The organism is Lacihabitans sp. LS3-19 (genome assembly GCF_024343575.1).
Lineage (GTDB): Bacteria > Bacteroidota > Bacteroidia > Cytophagales > Spirosomataceae > Leadbetterella.
The window spans coordinates 220,108-237,257 of record NZ_RJUA01000003.1 but is presented as its reverse complement, the minus strand read 5'-3'; the positions used below and the strand labels follow the sequence as shown (position 1 = coordinate 237,257).

The 17,150-nt window shown below is 34.0% G+C and carries 18 protein-coding genes; 8 read left to right on the top strand and 10 right to left on the bottom strand.

What is annotated here, in order from left to right:
* Positions 1-7 precede the first annotated feature (7 nt).
* The 5 genes from EGI22_RS04820 to EGI22_RS04800 all read right to left on the bottom strand — a co-directional run bounded on the left by EGI22_RS04820 (position 8) and on the right by EGI22_RS04800 (position 4,791).
* On the bottom strand, positions 8-940 hold the full coding sequence (locus tag EGI22_RS04820; RefSeq protein ID WP_255066732.1) for a hypothetical protein: 933 nt from the start codon (positions 938-940) through the stop codon (positions 8-10).
* A gap of 303 nt (positions 941-1,243) precedes the next feature.
* Positions 1,244-2,362 carry an AraC family transcriptional regulator gene (locus EGI22_RS04815; protein ID WP_255066731.1) on the bottom strand — a complete coding sequence of 373 codons (1,119 nt, stop codon included), beginning with the start codon at positions 2,360-2,362 and terminating at the stop codon, positions 1,244-1,246.
* A 53-nt stretch (positions 2,363-2,415) separates the two neighbouring features.
* Positions 2,416-3,012, bottom strand: coding sequence for a DUF2306 domain-containing protein (locus tag EGI22_RS04810; RefSeq protein ID WP_255066730.1), 597 nt, complete (start codon positions 3,010-3,012; stop codon positions 2,416-2,418).
* 338 nt (positions 3,013-3,350) lie between these two features.
* Positions 3,351-4,427: a serine hydrolase gene (locus tag EGI22_RS04805; RefSeq protein ID WP_255066729.1), complete on the bottom strand. Its 1,077-nt coding sequence runs from the start codon at positions 4,425-4,427 to the stop codon at positions 3,351-3,353.
* 10 nt (positions 4,428-4,437) lie between these two features.
* Positions 4,438-4,791 (bottom strand): DUF6249 domain-containing protein, encoded by a 354-nt coding sequence (locus tag EGI22_RS04800; RefSeq protein WP_255066728.1) that lies wholly within the window; start codon positions 4,789-4,791, stop codon positions 4,438-4,440.
* 317 nt (positions 4,792-5,108) lie between these two features.
* On the opposite strand from EGI22_RS04800, the gene EGI22_RS04795 reads away from it, so the two are divergent.
* From EGI22_RS04795 to EGI22_RS04780, 4 genes are all read left to right on the top strand, one after another.
* Entirely contained in the window at positions 5,109-5,687 is a 579-nt protein-coding gene (locus EGI22_RS04795; protein WP_255066727.1) for an RNA polymerase sigma factor, read from the top strand.
* Entirely contained in the window at positions 5,680-6,069 is a 390-nt protein-coding gene (locus EGI22_RS04790; protein ID WP_255066726.1) for a hypothetical protein, read from the top strand. The genes EGI22_RS04795 and EGI22_RS04790 overlap by 8 nt, the downstream gene beginning before the upstream one ends.
* A 491-nt stretch (positions 6,070-6,560) precedes the next feature.
* Positions 6,561-6,914, top strand: a complete 354-nt coding sequence (locus EGI22_RS04785; protein ID WP_255066725.1) for a hypothetical protein — start codon at positions 6,561-6,563, stop codon at positions 6,912-6,914.
* Positions 6,875-7,306 carry a zinc-binding dehydrogenase gene (locus EGI22_RS04780; RefSeq protein WP_310588128.1) on the top strand — a complete coding sequence of 144 codons (432 nt, stop codon included), beginning with the start codon at positions 6,875-6,877 and terminating at the stop codon, positions 7,304-7,306. The genes EGI22_RS04785 and EGI22_RS04780 overlap by 40 nt, the downstream gene beginning before the upstream one ends.
* A 203-nt stretch (positions 7,307-7,509) precedes the next feature.
* Here the strand turns inward: EGI22_RS04780 and EGI22_RS04775 are convergent, their stop codons facing one another.
* Positions 7,510-7,791 (bottom strand): pyrimidine/purine nucleoside phosphorylase, encoded by a 282-nt coding sequence (locus tag EGI22_RS04775; protein ID WP_255066724.1) that lies wholly within the window; start codon positions 7,789-7,791, stop codon positions 7,510-7,512.
* A 172-nt stretch (positions 7,792-7,963) separates the two neighbouring features.
* Between EGI22_RS04775 and EGI22_RS04770 the strand changes: the two genes are divergently transcribed.
* Complete coding sequence (locus EGI22_RS04770) at positions 7,964-9,235, top strand: amidohydrolase family protein (RefSeq protein ID WP_255066723.1); 1,272 nt, start codon at positions 7,964-7,966, stop codon at positions 9,233-9,235.
* 85 nt (positions 9,236-9,320) lie between these two features.
* Positions 9,321-10,406 carry an LptF/LptG family permease gene (locus tag EGI22_RS04765; protein ID WP_255066722.1) on the top strand — a complete coding sequence of 362 codons (1,086 nt, stop codon included), beginning with the start codon at positions 9,321-9,323 and terminating at the stop codon, positions 10,404-10,406.
* On the opposite strand, the gene EGI22_RS04760 is transcribed toward EGI22_RS04765, so the two are convergent.
* Complete coding sequence (locus tag EGI22_RS04760) at positions 10,407-11,603, bottom strand: glycosyltransferase (protein WP_255066721.1); 1,197 nt, start codon at positions 11,601-11,603, stop codon at positions 10,407-10,409.
* A 162-nt stretch (positions 11,604-11,765) separates the two neighbouring features.
* On the opposite strand from EGI22_RS04760, the gene tgt reads away from it, so the two are divergent.
* Entirely contained in the window at positions 11,766-12,896 is a 1,131-nt protein-coding gene (gene tgt / locus EGI22_RS04755) for a tRNA guanosine(34) transglycosylase Tgt (RefSeq protein WP_255066720.1), read from the top strand.
* A gap of 45 nt (positions 12,897-12,941) precedes the next feature.
* On the opposite strand, the gene EGI22_RS04750 is transcribed toward tgt, so the two are convergent.
* Positions 12,942-13,481 carry a hypothetical protein gene (locus EGI22_RS04750; protein WP_255066719.1) on the bottom strand — a complete coding sequence of 180 codons (540 nt, stop codon included), beginning with the start codon at positions 13,479-13,481 and terminating at the stop codon, positions 12,942-12,944.
* Positions 13,482-13,571: 90 nt separating this feature from the next.
* Positions 13,572-14,363: a mechanosensitive ion channel family protein gene (locus tag EGI22_RS04745; protein ID WP_255066718.1), complete on the bottom strand. Its 792-nt coding sequence runs from the start codon at positions 14,361-14,363 to the stop codon at positions 13,572-13,574.
* Between the two features lie 210 nt (positions 14,364-14,573).
* Here EGI22_RS04745 and EGI22_RS04740 point away from each other — a divergent pair, with 210 nt between their 5' ends.
* The gene (locus EGI22_RS04740; RefSeq protein ID WP_255066717.1) at positions 14,574-15,296 is read left to right on the top strand and encodes a hypothetical protein; all 723 of its coding nucleotides are present in this window, start codon (positions 14,574-14,576) and stop codon (positions 15,294-15,296) included.
* Here EGI22_RS04740 and menD read toward each other — a convergent pair.
* Complete coding sequence (gene menD, locus EGI22_RS04735; RefSeq protein ID WP_255066716.1) at positions 15,286-16,980, bottom strand: 2-succinyl-5-enolpyruvyl-6-hydroxy-3-cyclohexene-1-carboxylic-acid synthase; 1,695 nt, start codon at positions 16,978-16,980, stop codon at positions 15,286-15,288. The two genes, EGI22_RS04740 and menD, sit on opposite strands and share 11 nt — an antisense overlap.
* Positions 16,981-17,150: the final 170 nt, after the last annotated feature.

Sequence of the window (17,150 nt, the reverse complement as noted above, 5' to 3'; positions counted from 1 at the left end):
CTTTAAATTACTTCAAAATAGCAATCCCCAAACTCAGCCCATAGCCCCAACGCCCTTTATCGGTTTGAGAAAAGTATTTTAGTTCGGAAATTTCAGTTAATGCTCCTTCCAAATTCTTTGGGATTCCGGCGTAATAAATACTCGGACTAAGGGTAATGCCAACATTGCCCACTTTTTGCATAAAGCCTAGTTTCAAATGTGCAGACTGGGTAGTTTTAGAAAACTTAAAATCGTCGGTAACGTAATTATACCAAATAATTTCAGGCTTAAAAAAAGTATTTCGTTTCAGCTGATATATTTGCCCAAGCCCTATGCCTGTACTGAATAGTGCTTGAGGCGTAAAATTATATCCTGCATTCATGATGCTGTATATACGCTTGGTGCCGCTCTTAAAACTCAGTCCAATGTTTTGGTAATCAGCAACCGATAGTTCAACCTCACGATAACCGCCATTTTTATAAAGATTTACCAAGCCAATTCCGCCGCCTTTTTCTACGGTTTCTGCTACATTTATCAAACCAATCTGTAAGCCTCTTAAGGTTTTAGCTTGGTTGAATATTCCCGAAATTTGAATACCTGATACGTTTTTGGCATGATTGCTAATGCCTGCATTTTGACAGCCTACTACATTCCCCGAAATATTACTTATTCCAGCGACTTGGTATCCTTTGACGGCTCCTTTAGTATAATTTACCAAACCAGAAGTTTGGAAGCCCATCATATTCCCATCGTTTTGGTTGTACAAAGTCCCAATTTCAGCACCATTGATACTGTGCACCACACCAGAAAATAAATTAAAAGAGAAAAAATAGTCCGTATTTCGGCTCTCTTTTCCTTCGGTACTTACCCCTTGTACTACAGAGATGTGTGCCTGTTTTTCGTTTTGAGCATGGGAGTTCATCGCCCATACTGTAAAAATAATTGTTGTTAGCTTTTTCATTTTTTTTGTTAGCAACAAAAGTATTGCTGCGGTATTTGTTTTTTGTTCACTTTAGTTAAGAAAAGTTGTTAGAATTAACTGAAACTAATTGCTTCGCAAAGCAGTAATTTGTTTAATTATTCCAATTTTTTCTTGAGCTGCAAATTTCAGATAAAGTAAATCCTAAAACGCCCTTGCTTATAAGATGGAACATATTATTTTGCAAATAATTGACAATCAATTACTTATTTACTTTTCTTAAATATAAAAAATAAAAAGAATTCTATACCTTGAGGGATGGCACACTGAAACAAGAGGTGGTTTTTATAAGTTTTGGCTTTTTAAATACTCAGATGGAGAAAGCCCAGTAGATTTTTTAAAGAAACGATTAAAGGCCGACTTAGAATTGAAACCACAGTCATAAGCCATAGCCAAAAATGTAAATTTTTGATTTTCAGGAAGTGCAACTAAGCGTTTAAACTCTTCTATTCTAAGCGTATTAATGTAATCGTAGAAATTTACTCCTTCTATTTCGTTAATTACCTGCGAGAGGTAGTTGGGGTGGATATCCAAGCGAGTTGCTAAATCAGTAAGGTTTAAGTCTGGTTCTGTAAATAACCTTTCCGTTTCCATTAAAGTAGTAAGTTGCAAATGCAACTTTTTTGAAACATCTTCATTCAAACCCGATTTAGCATATTTCTTTTTCTCAATTAAAGGGCTTATCAATAAGCTTTCGATAACATTTTCAGATTCATCGGGTAATGCATATTGGTTATAATTAGTAAATATACCTACCTGCTTTATTCCATAAAAACCAATGAAAATAACAAAAACAGAGGATGCTGAAAAGATGACAACGTCGTTCTGAACAATGATGATAAACACCCACATAATGGCCATTCCATAAAACAATACCCTAAGCCAATTAAGATTAATTTTCTCCTGATAAGAAAACTCATCCAGAATGTGTTTCCTGTGCTTTTCGAGTAATTTGTAGTTGATGAAAACATAAAAAATACCAGATATATTCAAAAGTACAGTTACTATAATGATTTGAAAATAAAAGTCTTTTCCATTCGATTGTATAATATTTATTTTTTCTTTAAAGCTATAAAAAAGATAGGGGGAAAAAATTAATATCACAATTAATGGCAATACAAAATGAAGTGCTATTTCATTGACCTTTAAGCTTTTATCAGAACTTAGAGAAAGCGTATACAAAAACAAAAAAGGGCCGTGAATAAAAGGCATTGGGAAATTTAAAAAAGCAATAATTGGATAGGTAAAAACAATATCTGATACAAATAAATAATAGGACGAAAGGTGGATTCCAATAAAAATCATCCAAGTTCCCAAAATTAGATCAGCTTGATTTCTGCCTTTTTTGGTAAGGATAATGACTGCTAAAAAAAATGAAATAAATTTGCCAATAATATATTGCATGAAAATGATTTGATGGTGATTTTCCTACCTGATTTTCCTATTACTTTTACCAATCATTTTCTGTTCAAATAAAACCGAACAAAAAGCAAATTTGGCACCCAACTAAGCCAAGCCACAATTTGATAAATCAGCAATTCATCTTCCATGATTAAACCCAATATTGGACTCCATATTCTTAATGTAACAGATGCTAAACAAGAAGCATAGCTATACCTCATCCATACTTGATGCGATTTTAAGTTTCCATTTACAATTGCAGCAAAACCCATTAATGTGGTAAATATAGCAATCAAACCTATAAATATAAAACCAAATTGACTCACTATCCCGCCATAAGCATGATACGAAACCACCACGCTAGTAATGGCCGTAATCAAAAACGTAAGCACGTAAATTCTACCTATGATTCGGTGGAATTGGAGATATTTAACTCTAATGCTATTCACAAAATTTAACCAGCCTACTCCCAATGCAATTCCGCCAATATAGACGTGAATAAAAAAACTATCGATGTAGTATTGATTAGCAAGTAGCTCTTTTGTTTTAGTAGCTAGGATGCCAGTAAAAGGGCTTGTAAAAAAACCAGAAGGGATTAGAATAGCCGTAAGAAGGGCTAAGAAAATCATGAGAAAAAATAAAAGGCGTTTCATAGGGCTTTTTTTTTGCAAAAATGCCCTAACACAATTTTAAAATCGCCCTAATGGGTAAGGTGGTACTAAGATATTGAAAAATAATTAAGAAAATCAATCTATTAACTTTTGCTTCCATTTTTCAAAAGTCATTTCAAATTTAATTTCATCGGAGCCATATTACATAGAAGAATTCCGTTAATAAATCAATTTACATTTTCAGTAAATTTAAAATTTTATAGCTATTTATGTTCTATACATAGAAGCTTTAATATAATCCTGATAAAATAAATTTAGGAAGAAGCCTCTCAAAAAACAGCTGCATTAGCCTTAACTTAAAAAGAGTAAGGGACTGAGTTTTATAAAACTTTACCTGCTAACTCAGCCATATCCCTAACTACTTGTGTTGGCGAATTACAGTCGCAATTACTCAATCCAATTACGTAAATATCCTTGCTCGGCAAATAAACACCCATAGATTTAAACCCAAAAATACTGCCGCCGTGTTCTCTAATCTCAATCCCGTTTTCATTTAATAAATGCCAGCCATAGCCATAGTCAAATGCTTCGCCCGAGTTTAGCTTATATCTTGAAAAGGCCTTTTTTGAGCTTTTGTCATTGATTATTAAGTTTTTATTGAGAGCATTTTGCCATTTTAGCATATCGTCTACCGTTGAAATAAGTGAGCCAGCAGAAAACGGAACACCAAAATTTATCATTGTTTTGTTGACATAGCCGTACTCTTTTTTGTGGTAGCCACTTGCTCTATTCACTATTATTTTTCTATCAGAAGCATAGCCCGAATGCGTCATGTTGGCCTTTTTGAATATATTTTCTTGAATAAAGTCTTCATACTTTTGGCCAGAAACGAGCTCAATGATATAACCAAGTAGAACATAACCTGAATTGTTATACTCAAATCTTTCTCCTGGTTTAAAGTCCACTGGTTCATTTTTGAAAAAATCGACCATATTACTTGGCGACATTTCTTTTTGAGCAATGTCACTGATAGACCTCATTCGGGTAAAATCTTTGATGCCCGAGGTGTGTGTTAAAAGCTGGTGAATACTAATGGAATCTCCGTTTGGATAATCTTTTATATATTTTGATACTTTATCACTCACCTCCAATTTTCCATTTTCCTCCAAAATCAAAATAGCTATGGCGGTAAACTGCTTTGTCATGGAGCCAATCTGAAAAACAGAATTTGCATTTAAATCAGCTTTTAATTCCAAGTTAGCTTTACCTGTAGCTTTCTGGAAAATCGTTTCCCCATTTTTAGTAATTAGAAAAACCCCTCCTGGTCCATTCGGGTCATTAAATTCTTTGCTAATTATGCTTTCAATTTTTGATTCGAAAGTTTGAGCCTCAAGCTTTAAACAATAAGATTCAGCAAAAAAGAGAAGTAAAATACAAGTTCGGAAATAGATAGTCATGAGCGGAGTTTTATTTTGATTGAGCCTTATCAATGCGATTGCTCACATAAAAGCCAAGCAATAGCGAAGCTCCTGCAAACAAGAAAATAAGTGCTGGATATAAGGCATCGTTTGTTAGAGCAGTGTAGGTGTTAATAAGCAAAGACATCAAAACGCCAAGGCCTATGCCCATTAGCAAAAGTGAAAAATTAAGTAATAAGAATTTTTGAAAAGAAAGTTTGCCGTCTTTGTCTCTATTAAACAAACTAGCGTCCATACCTTTTTCTATAAGTGCGAGCCTTTCTCTATTTCTTGTGGAAAGAAACAAGTAAAAAATACCAAATATTACCAAAAACAAACAAACGGGAATTAATGAATCTACCATGATTATAAAATTTAAGTTATAAATTGAATTCATTAACTTTGACGACCACAAAAGGTTTTTGGTTACACATTTAAAAAAATATGAAGAAGATAATTAAACTAGCCTAAATACGTTTCCATGTGCTCTTTTTCGTTTTTACTTGATTGCCCAAATCTTTCAGCGGAAACCCGGTCACTACGCTCAATTCCATTTCGGCAATTTAGCTTTGGGATATGTAAATCGTAAAATTCAAAAAAAGCTCGCTTGCATTCCAAATAATTAACTCAAACAGTTTCTATCTTGTAACCATTGATTTAGTTTGCTCGTCTAAATAATAAATGAAGGAAGAAAACGATAAGTATTATGTGGAAAAAATTCTCGAAGGCGACACAAACGCATTTGAGTTTATTGTTGATACATATAAAGATTTGGTGTTTTCTTTGACCTTTAAAACATTAAAAAATAGAGAAATAGCCGAGGAGGCCGCACAAGATGCATTTCTTAAGATTTTCCGTTCTCTTCAAAAATTTAATTGGGACTCAAAGTTTTCAACTTGGATATATAAAATTACTTATAATACCTGTTTGGACTATATAAAAAAAACTAAAAAAGATAAAGATTGGGTTTATATGGAAGATTTGAGCCATCAGGCAATAAATGATATTGAACATAGTCTTGAAGCTTTAAATGAAGACGAAAAGAACGAGAAAATTCAAGAATGTATTTTACAGCTTCCAAGCGAAGATGCTTTTTTTATTACACTGTATTATTTTGAAGATCAATCAATTGATGACATTTCTAAAATACTCAATATGAGCCAAAGCAATGTTAAAATAAAACTTTTTAGATGCAGAAAAAAATTAGCTGTAATTCTTAAAAGCAGCATTGAACCTGAAATTTTAGACTATTATGAATGAAGAAGAGAAATTAGAAAAATTTATTGGTAAAATAATGACCAATAGCAAGCTTGAAGCTCCAAGTATTGACTTTACTTCTAAAATTATGATGGAAGTAAATGCTAAAGTACTAGTAAAAAAGAAAGCCTATGTGCCTATTTTCTCAAAACTACAGTTGGTTTCTGTTTCTTTTATTACTTGTGTATTTATCCTATATGCCTTTTATTCGGACGCTAAAAATGGTTTTAGTAATCAATTACTTTCGAATAACATATTTAATAAATTATTCTCTAATATTTATAGTATTCAATATTCTATGCCCGCCATTTATGCAACAATAATATTCTCTACGGCATTTTTTGTTCAAGTAATTTGGCTTAAGAAAAGGTTTAGGATTAACTAATAATTAGTTTATTACAAGTATTTTGAAGGTAAGCAAAACTTAATGGAGGTCAGCAAAATTGACTAATCAAAATAAGCTATAATTTACAATTGGTCGATAAATGAAAGGTCTCCAAAATGAAGCTAAATTAAAAAAAGATCAGGTCAATATTGCCATTTATATTTAAATAATAACTGTAAAAACAAACCGTAAACACTTTCTTAACCAAAGTCAATTTATCTTAGCATTATAAATCGGAATTTTGCGAGAATAATCAAACAAGCTCTATCAATGAAAACAAGTTTTAGAAGCGGTTACGGCGGCACGGAAATTCTTGAAATACTTGAAACTCCCATACCAAAACCTAAAGAAAATGAACTACTCATAAAAGAAAAGCATGCACCGTAAACCGTACCGATGAGGGCGTTTTACTGGGTAGACCCTTCATTTTTCGTTTTTTTGCTGGCTTCCCAAAGCCACATTATAAGGCTACTGGCACTGATTTTTCGGGAGTGGTGGTAGAAAAAGGCAAAGCCGTTTCGGGCTTTGAAATTGGGGAAGAAGTATATGGATTTTTGGACCACGGTTTAGGCTCCCATGCCGACTATTATTGTATTAAAGCAGACCGTCCGATACTCAAAAAACCAGAAAATATTAGTCACGAGCAAGCAGCGGCAGCCTTGGAAGGAGCACATTATGCGTATTATTTTTTGAATAAAGTAGCACTTAAGCCAAATGACAATGTTTTGGTAAATGGAGCTACAGGAGCCATTGGCAATGCTGCAATTCAGTATTTAATTGAAAAAGGCATAAACGTAACTTTTACATATCCTACAGACAGTTACGAAAAAATAAAAAAAAATTAAAAGCCCTAAGAATCATTGATTATTTAAAAGAAGACTTCACAAAACAAAACAACCAATTTGATTTCATATTTGACGCAGTTGGTAAAAGTTCATTCGGTGCATGCAAACAACTTTTAAAACCCGCTGGCGTTTATATTTCATCAGAACTAGGTCCCAAAGGGGAAAATATTCCTTTGTCTATTTTAGGTTTGTTTAAAAAAGGCAAACGAGTGATTTTTCCATTTCCGGGTAGTCCAAAAGAAAGTATGGCCTATATAAAACCTCTTTTGGAACAAGGTAAATATGTACCACCGGTAGACAGATACTATACCTTAGAAAACATAAAAAAGGCTTACAAATTTATGATATCAGGTGAAAAAAGAGGCAATATTGTTCTACTTTTAGAAGATTGACAAAAACATTAAAAAAGGATTTGTATTATCGAAAATAAATGTCGTTTATTTTAAAGCACCTATTTATATCCCTCTCCATCGGGAGAGGGACTTAGGATGTCGGACTTTCCTTGAGGTTTTAGGATTACAAATTCCCTTTATTAAAAGAAATAATATTATTAATGCATATGTTAAAATCGAATCAAATCGATTTTCTTAACCAATCACTCATACTCACACAAATAGCTCGTTTGAAAAGGCACATTTACCTTAAACTTACTATTGGCAGGCACCTCAAAATATTCGCCATCGGTATAAACATTTGCCAAAGTTTCTCCTTCCAAAAGTACCTCCATAGTTCCTTGAACTACGGTCATTTTCTCTGCAGAACCTGTTCCAAATTCATATTCACCCTCATTCATCACTCCGATGGTAGACTTTCCATTTTCAGTTTTGTAGCCTAAAGACTTTACATTTCCATCAAAATATTCGTTAACCGATATCATATTGCTTCTTTATTTTTAAATTTTCTCAAAGGTAAATAAAGGCGGAATCAATAAAAATTCAGATTTAAAGTTTTACAAAAAATCGGTAATTAAATTTCTTTCAAACCAAAATTCAGATAAAATCTATATTTTTGACCTAAGCATTGTTCAATTCTAGAAAAATACTTCATCAATGAAATTAAAAATACTAATACTTCTTATTCTTAATATTTATTCGCAATTCTTATTAGCCCAAAACTATATCTTTCTAAAACCAGACAGAGTTTTTGATGGTGAAAAAATCATTGAAAATGCAGGCGTTTTAGTAAAAGACAATAAAATAGAAAAATATGGACTCCAGAATATTTTAGAAAAAAACCTTCCCCCAAATACGAAAGTAATTGACTTAAAAGGTAAAACGCTTCTTCCTGGCTTAATAGAAGGTCATTCTCACTTATTTCTTCATCCTTACAACGAAACCGCTTGGAACGACCAAGTACTTGAAGAATCTCGATCATATCGCACAGCCCGTGCCGTAAAACATGCTGAAAACACCCTTTTGGCGGGCTTTACGACAGTGAGAGACCTTGGAACAGAAGGTTCCGAATATGACGACGTAGGTCTCAAAAAAGCCATAGAAGATGGAATTATTTTAGGTCCAAGAATGCTCATTGCTACCAAAGCACTCATAGCCACAGGAAGCTATGGACCAAAAGGCTTTTCTGCGGATATTGAAGTGCCTCAGGGTGCCGAACAAGCCGATGGACATGATAATTTGACAAAAGCAGTAAGAACTCAAATAGGCAAAGGTGCAGATCTCATAAAAGTTTATGCCGACTACCGTTGGGGACTTAGGGCTGAGGCTATGCCGACATTCACTTTAGACGAGCTCAAACTCATAGTTGAAATTGCTAAAAGTAGCGGAAGACCAGTAGTAGCTCATGCCTCCACACCTGAAGGCATGCGAAGAGCAATACTAGCTGGAATTGAAACCATAGAACATGGAGATGGCGGCACACCAGAAATATGGAAAATGATGAAAGAAAAGGATGTATGCTTCTGCCCTACATTAGCTGCTGGAGATGCCATAAGCCAATACAGAGGTTGGAAAAAAGGCATAGATCCTGAGCCCGAGCGAATAATAGCAAAAAGAAAAAGCTTTGAAGAAGCACTAAAGTATGGAGTAAAAATCTGTATGGGAGGAGACGTGGGCGTATATCCTCATGGAGACAATGCCCGCGAGATAGAAATGATGGTGGAATACGGCATGAGCCCCTTGGAAGTTTTAAAATCTAGCACTTCAATAAACGCAAAAGTTTTTCACATTGACGACCAAGTTGGGAAAATCCAACAAGGTCTTTTGGCAGATATAATAGCTATTGAAGGAAATCCAATCCAGAAGATTTCGGATATCAGAAATATCCAATTGGTCATAAAAGACGGAAAAGTGATTTTGGAGAAGTAAAGAATTTCAATCCTTAAAATTCCTTAATCAACCAAATACTAAGCTTTTTTCCACTAATTTTGAATCGAAATAGGAATTGCACCAAATGAAGACCCTCGATAAGTATTTTATTAAAAAATTTCTCACCACTTATGTTTTTGCGGTATTCATAATCGTATTGGTCATCATTGTAATTGATTTTGTGGAAAAAAATGACAATTTCATAGAACACAAAGCTCCCACCAAAGCCATTTTCCTACAGTATTACGCCAACTTAGCACCTTACTGGGCAAACTACATCAGCCCATTGATGATTTTTATTTCAACAGTATTTTTCACTGCAAAACTTGCTGCTCATACTGAAATAGTGGCGATTTTAAGCACAGGAACGAGTTTCAGAAGATTAATGTATCCTTACTTTTTGGGTGCTAGTATAGTTGCAATTTTCTCATTTTTGATGGTAGGATGGATATTGCCCAAGGCAAACAAAACCAGAATAGCTTTCGAAAATAAATATATAGAAGATAAATATTATTTTGCCGACAGAGACATCCATATGGCCGTTGAAAAAAACGTTTATGCCTATCTTTCATCTTATGATTCACAAAGTCAAACCGCGTATGATCTAACTTTAGAGAAAATAGAAAATAACCAATTGGTGGAGAAACTCACGGCTAGGCGAGCTGTTTATGTCGATACACTAAGCAAATGGCAATTGTATGATTATAAAATTCGTAAAATTGGCATAATGAAAGACCAACTTACAATACAAGCCAATTCAATTCCACTAGATACTGTAATTAATATGCTTCCAGCGGATTTTGAGAACTCCAACAATATCCATGAAACGATGACAATCCCTCAACTTCGCAACCAGATAAGTCTCGTAAATAGTCGTGGAGCAGAAGGTGTAGAAACATTCCAGATAGAATATTACCAACGTTTTGCAACGCCTTTCGCAGTTATTATACTCTCTTTAATGGGTTTGATTGTGTCAGCCCGCAAAACCCGAGGCGGTGTAGGTTTACAGATAGCTATAGGGTTTGTACTAGCATTTGTCTATATACTTTTCTACATCATGTCTAAGGGCATAGCAGAGTCTGGAAATATGCCTCCGCTATTAGCAGTATGGTTGCCTAATATCGTTTTCTCTGTCATTGCCACCTTTATGTATTTTACCGTACCACGATAATCACTTCCACCTTATCTTTTTGGGATTGGAGAAAAGGGTTACAATTCCAAAAAATAATAGATAAACAGCATATAGAAAATCGAAGTAAGGAATTTTCCAAGATTTAATGGTATTACTTAATTTCTGGTTGGCTTTAGCCAAAACAAACCATTTGACCAGAATCCACAACACAAAAACACCCAAAACTAATCTCATCCAGTCATTAAAAGGATACCAATGAGCTAGATTATATTGTTTTAAAAATTCATTAGGTATCCTAGACCATTCTGGAGCCTGGTACCAATCTGGCAACATAAAAAAAACTGGAATAAAGAAAAACCAAGAGATTAATTCGCTCATCCAAAGTAAGCCAAGATTAAATTTGTCTCTAAATTTATATTTTTTACCAACAGATAAATGTCGACGCTTTTGGATAAACCAATCACCCCATGATTCTTTTGGGATGGAATTGGTTGCAGAGTCTTCGTCTATAGATATTGCCACATTATGCTTGTTTGCAGCTGCATTGATAAACAAATCATCGTCACCACTAAGTAAGCCGAAATGCTTGGTAAATCCATTGTTTTTCCAAAAGAGGGATTTTTTATACATTAAATTACGCCCAACACCCATGTAAGGAACTTTGGCCAATGCAAAAGAAAAATACTGCAAAGCTGTTTGAAATGTCTCGTACCTAATCAAAGCATTCAATGCTCCTGGGAAAAAATTATATTTTGAAAAACCCAATACTATATCTTTTTCTTCGTCCATTTGAGAAACCATCGTTTTCAACCATTGATCACTTTCTGGTCTACAATCAGCATCAGTAAATAGTAGGATTTCGTTTTTCGATTTCTTTACTGCCATCGTAACTGCATATTTTTTTGCAGTAAAATGTTGCGGCAAGTCTAATATTCTCAAAAAACTCAGATGTTTGATATTATCTTGATTGGTCAGTAAATAGTCATAAGTACCATCGCTAGATCTATCATCAGCAACCAAAATTTCAAAATTTGGATAATCTTGACTATCCAATATTGGCAATAATTGTCTTAAATTATCTAACTCATTTGAAGCTGCCAATATTATAGAAATTGGCGGTAAATGCTGACTAGTTTCTTTGTCTTCGTGCCTTACCAATTTGGTAAAAATAAATAGTACGAAAACCAATTGAACAGCTAGTGCAACAAAAAATATTATTGGGATTATAAACGCCAATGCTTTATGGTTTAATGGTTTTAACCGCAAAAATACTATTCCTTTTCTAGATTTAACAATATTGTGCTTTAATTAATCAAATGGTAGTATTAGAGCATACTTATTTTCCCATATTTATAAAAAAGAGTTTGTTATGAACTTTCAAAGGTTGAAATTTGCAGAATGAAATTCGAATTAGAAAAAACAGATACTAAAACAAAAGCCCGCGTAGGCAAAATCACCACAGATCATGGTGAGATACTAACACCTATTTTTATGCCTGTAGGTACAGCAGGAACAGTAAAAGGCCTCCACCAAAGAGAACTATTGGAAGATGTGGAAGCCCAAATAATTTTAGGAAATACCTACCATTTATATTTAAGACCTGGCCTTGACATTCTTGAGAAAGCTGGTGGATTACATAAATTTAACGGCTGGAGCAAACCCATCTTGACAGATTCGGGTGGTTATCAGGTATTTAGTTTAAAAGAAATAAGAAAAATTACTGAAGAAGGTGTGTATTTCAACTCACACATTGATGGCTCCAAACATTTGTTTACACCAGAATATGTGATGGATATTCAGCGAGTAATTGGTGCGGATATCATTATGGCTTTTGATGAGTGTCCACCCTACCCTTGCGATCATACTTATGCAAAAAAATCAATGCATCTTACACACCGTTGGCTGGAAAGATGTGTTAAAAGGATCTCTGAAACTGAGCCAAAATATGGATATTCTCAGGCACTTTTCCCTATAGTACAAGGTAGTGTTTACAAAGATTTAAGAATTCAATCTGCGGAATTTATAGCATCACAAAATCAAGCTGGTAATGCAATAGGTGGCTTATCGGTGGGCGAACCCGCAGAAGAAATGTATGAAATGTTGGAAATCGTAAATGGGATTTTACCAGCAGAAAAGCCTCGTTATCTTATGGGAGTTGGCACTCCAGAGAATATTTTAGAAGGCATAGCATTAGGAACTGACATGTTTGACTGCGTAATGCCTACTCGAAATGCAAGAAATGGAATGTTGTTTACCACCCAAGGAATAGTAAACATTCGCAACAAAAAATGGGAAGATGATTTCAGTCCTATTGATGCGGAATTGGGAGGTTATGTAAGTACTTTTTATTCAAAAGCTTACCTAAAGCACCTCAATAAATGCCAGGAAATGCTGGCAGCTCAAATAGCAAGTGTGCATAATTTGAGATTTTATTTATGGCTAGTGGGTGAAGCAAGAAAACATATTTTAGCAGGGGATTTTGCTGAATGGAAAGAAGTCGCAGTGAAAAAACTCATGCAAAGATTATAAGTAAAAAAGGGAGCGTTTGCTCCCTTTTTTTATTCAAAATAAAACCTATTTTCTTCTTAACCACCAACCTAACCATAAACCTACCAAGCCAAAACTAACCAAAGCATCTATTAAATCAGGCAAAGTCTTGGTTTCAAACCAAATAGAAAACGTATAAGTAGTTGATAAATAGCCAACAAAACCCATAATTATTGAAGTCAGAAATATTGTACTAAAACTAGCATTTCCCATTTTCATAATTACCCAAATCAAGAGCAACATCGCCACAAAGTCCACAAAAAGACCCCTAGACATATTAGAAGCCATGTTCATTTTCATAGATTTATGATAATACACCTGAGCCCACGGTTTGCCAAGCTGTTCTTCCATAAACTTTTGATTTTCTTCTTGAGAAGAGCCTTCAGGAAGCGTCGGCAAATAGTATGCTCCTTCTTCCAAATTATCACCTAAAAACTTCAGGACCTCGTCTTGATTAGGCGTATAAGTTTGGTTTCCTATGTGCAAATTGAGAATTGACCAAGACAAAAATTGCCAAAAGAATAAAATGATTCCGCCCACTAGGGCACCGATTAGTAGTTTTTTCATATCTGTAAGGGTTAAATTTAAACTAAATTTAACCCAAAATAATACATTTTCAGAAAACTATCAACCGAAAAGAAAAACTTGTTCTACTATTTATTTTGTCAAAGAAACCTCCATTGCTGGTTTTGGAGCAATAATACCTTCTGAAACAAAACTTCTTTTGATATTTTCTTGCATAAAATAATAGGTGTCCCAATAATGTTCACTATTACACCATGGTCTAACATCAAATTTGGTTATTCCTATTTCTTGGCTATTCACCAAAATATCTGTCGGTTTATCTTTCAATAAAAACGGACATGCGTCAGAAACAGATTTGATAACTTTAGTTACTTTGTCAATATCTTCAGCTCCCGAAACGGCATATTGCATGTCAACTCTAATAGTACCTTGACCTGAGATATTGGTAATAGGACCTGATGTTACCGATCCGTTAGGAATTATAATTTTTTTATTATCTAAGGTTCTAAGTACCGTATTGAAGACTTGAATTTCTTCAACTTCTCCAGTAAAACCGCTAATAACAACCAAATCGCCCACTTTATAAGGTCTAAAAGTTAGCAACAAAACACCACTAGCAAAATGCCCCAAACTACCTTGAAGTGCTAATCCAACTGCCAAGCCTGCAGAGGCAAGAATTGCTATGAAAGATGTGGTTTGAACTCCAAAAATTCCTGCAACACTAATAAGTACCACAACCTTAAGGAGTACACTTACAATGTTTGAAAGAAAAGGAATAACGGTATCATCCACTTTTCTATTTTTAAGAATTTTTGATGTAAAACCAGCAAGCTTATTTGCAATCCAAAAACCAATAATCAAAGTGATTACAGCCAATAATACTTTAGGTGCGAATTCAATCGCCAATGTTGAAATGTGATTCATTAATTTTTCCATATTTTTAAAATTTAGTTTATTTAGTGACTATAATTATTAAAAAAGGTAACAATCCTATTCCCTAAATGATGATAGATTATTAAATTTTTTGAGGTTAATTTCGTTAACAATAAGTTAAAGTCAAGATATCCTCTTATTCATTCTTAACTTTGAGGAGATTTTTGAATCTAATAATTAAACAACATAAAATCACGAATCATGAAATTGAAAATCAGTTTATTATGCTTAATCCTTCTACCATTTCTAAGCATAGCTCAATCAGCCGACGAAACCATCTCTAAATTTTTAACAGCAGCGGGCGGTGAAGATAAAATAGCAGCCATCAATAGTTTTCAATACAAAAGATCTTATAAAGCCAATGCTGCCACAGACTTTGATGAAGAAGTGACAGTTTCGATGAATGACAAGAAATTTTCAAGAAAAAAATCTATATTAGAAAGAGATTTTTATTATGTATTAAATGGAAATGCTGGTTGGGTAAAAATCCCAATGGGAAGCCGTGACAAAGCTCCTTCTTACACTACCAAAGATCTAAATACTAAGGAAAAAGCAGACCTGATGGTTGAAGTTAATGATGGTCTAATGCCATTTTACAAGTTCGAATCTAAAGGTTATAAACTTAGTAGCCCAGTTTCTCAAACCACTTTTGAAGGCAAAAATGTTGTGAAAATATCGATAGAAAAATCTGGAATCTCTAGAGAATATTTTTTTGATAAAGAAACAGGCCTTTTAGCAGGTGAATCTTGGACGGTAAATGGAATAACTTATAATCTAAACCATACTAAATATGCCGAGACTAGCAATGGAATTAAACTACCGACTGAGTCTATGTATACAAACTCTAAAGACAAAAAAGAAACTAAAGTAACTACCGAATGGAAACTTGAAAATCCAACCCAAGGGGTGTCATTTATAAAGTAAAACCGTTTTTAAGTTCCTTAAAAATATTAGCATCGGCTTCACCGTCGGTAAAAACTTCCAGAAGGGCGGCATGATTGTCGTCCTTTATTATTAAATCCAAACTTTCAGCCATTTCTACTATATCACTCGCTTTATAATATCTGACCCCAGCTTCCAGACTTAAGCTTTTCGCCATTCTGGTTTGTTTTGTCACAAAATGACTTTCCAATTCTTGCTGTTTGGAAGGCCCATCTATTATTCTAAAAATATTGCCTCCTGCATTGTTTATAACAACTATTCTAAGATTTTTGGGCAGGTTTTCTACAAAAAGAGCGTTGCTATCATAAAAGAAAGACACATCACCAAGCAAACATATTACCAATTTGTTGGTTTTCAGAGCCTGCCCAATAGCTGTACTCAATATGCCGTCTATTCCGCTAGTTCCACGGTTTGCGAAAACTTTAATCTGCGATTTACAAATGCCCCCAAGTAAGTTTCCATACCTAACTGGCATGCTATTTCCCAAATGCAAAATACTATCCAATTCTAAAGACTCTAATAACATGGAGGTCGCCTTCATTTCTCCAAAGTCAACAGTATTTAGAAATTTATATAAATACCTTTTAGATGTTTCGTCATTAATATTCCAGTCTAATTTAAAATCATTTTCTTCATCATTTTCACCACTTTTTATTTTTCTAAAATCAAGTGTTTCAAACAATTCTTTGAAGAAATACGCAGGAGAAACTTCTATTTTATGTGTAATACTTTGAAGTGGGTCTATCAGCTCTGGATTTTCTTGAATATGCCAATGAAAACGTGGTTTGTTATTTCTAATAAACTGTTTGAAAGGTTTTGAAATAAAGGATTTCCCGGCTGTAATTAGTAAATCTGCCTCTAAATCAGTGGATTTTGAAAGAAAAATATCATGAAAACTTATTTTACTTTCGATATTTATATTTGAAATAATATCTGCTAAAACCACCACACCTTCTTCTTCTGACAATCCCTTTAGGGCAGCATCCAAATCATAGAAATTTTGCCCAATAGCTATCATTTTCCTTTCCGAACTTTCCCAAATATCAATTAATTCAGACCAAGTTTCATTCGATATTATTTTTTCAGTAGAAATGAAATTCACCTTTCTATAATTAGCAAAAAAACGTTCCTTTTCATCAGGATAAAACGGCTCTCTAATCGGCACATTAATATGAACAGGCCCAAAAGGAACTTGAATTGATAAATTAACAGCCTCATTTACAATCCTTTCTACTTGCCATTGAGCATCACCGTGCAAAGTATCCACAGGTAATTCAAAGGATTTTTTTACGTGTTTACCATAGATATCTTTTTGAAAAATAGTTTGGCCGTCGTATTGGTGAATCCATTCTGGAGGACGATCTGCTGTTAAAATCAACAATGGAATTTCCTGAAAAAACGCCTCAGATATAGCTGGAGCAAAATTAAGAGCCGCAGAACCGGAAGTACAGACCAAAGCGACAATTTTACCAGATTGTTGTGCCATACCCAACGCCACAAAAGCTGCTGAACGCTCGTCTGCAATCACTTTGGTTTTAATTTTAGGATTTCTTGTGAAAGCCAATGTTAATGCCGCACTCCTAGAACCTGGACAAATTATTACGTCTTCTATTTCAAAAGCCGAACAAATCTCAGAAATTTTATACAAAGGCTCAATCAATGACATACTATTGGTTTTTTTACAAAGTTAAAGGATGTAAATAATTTGCATATAGAATTAACCACAAATAGTTATTTTTGAGAAGCTTTTGCAAATATTTTAGCCATCGAACTAGAGAATTAAATCCAAAATTATACTTGACACAACTTTTAATACTATTTTTACGTATTATAGAT

Bases quoted from the DNA above. Each gene is read 5' to 3' on its own strand.
- EGI22_RS04795 (WP_255066727.1), top strand. From the start codon at position 5,109: ATGAAGGAAGAAAACGATAAGTATTATGTGGAAAAAATTCTCGAAGGC.
- menD (WP_255066716.1), bottom strand. From the start codon at position 16,980: ATGTCATTGATTGAGCCTTTGTATAAAATTTCTGAGATTTGTTCGGCT.
- EGI22_RS04750 (WP_255066719.1), bottom strand. From the start codon at position 13,481: ATGAAAAAACTACTAATCGGTGCCCTAGTGGGCGGAATCATTTTATTC.
- tgt (WP_255066720.1), top strand. From the start codon at position 11,766: ATGAAATTCGAATTAGAAAAAACAGATACTAAAACAAAAGCCCGCGTA.
- EGI22_RS04800 (WP_255066728.1), bottom strand. From the start codon at position 4,791: ATGGTAGATTCATTAATTCCCGTTTGTTTGTTTTTGGTAATATTTGGT.
- EGI22_RS04810 (WP_255066730.1), bottom strand. From the start codon at position 3,012: ATGAAACGCCTTTTATTTTTTCTCATGATTTTCTTAGCCCTTCTTACG.
- EGI22_RS04745 (WP_255066718.1), bottom strand. From the start codon at position 14,363: ATGAATCACATTTCAACATTGGCGATTGAATTCGCACCTAAAGTATTA.
- EGI22_RS04805 (WP_255066729.1), bottom strand. From the start codon at position 4,427: ATGACTATCTATTTCCGAACTTGTATTTTACTTCTCTTTTTTGCTGAA.
- EGI22_RS04775 (WP_255066724.1), bottom strand. From the start codon at position 7,791: ATGATATCGGTTAACGAATATTTTGATGGAAATGTAAAGTCTTTAGGC.
- EGI22_RS04770 (WP_255066723.1), top strand. From the start codon at position 7,964: ATGAAATTAAAAATACTAATACTTCTTATTCTTAATATTTATTCGCAA.
- EGI22_RS04765 (WP_255066722.1), top strand. From the start codon at position 9,321: ATGAAGACCCTCGATAAGTATTTTATTAAAAAATTTCTCACCACTTAT.
- EGI22_RS04740 (WP_255066717.1), top strand. From the start codon at position 14,574: ATGAAATTGAAAATCAGTTTATTATGCTTAATCCTTCTACCATTTCTA.
- EGI22_RS04820 (WP_255066732.1), bottom strand. From the start codon at position 940: ATGAAAAAGCTAACAACAATTATTTTTACAGTATGGGCGATGAACTCC.
- EGI22_RS04790 (WP_255066726.1), top strand. From the start codon at position 5,680: ATGAATGAAGAAGAGAAATTAGAAAAATTTATTGGTAAAATAATGACC.
- EGI22_RS04815 (WP_255066731.1), bottom strand. From the start codon at position 2,362: ATGCAATATATTATTGGCAAATTTATTTCATTTTTTTTAGCAGTCATT.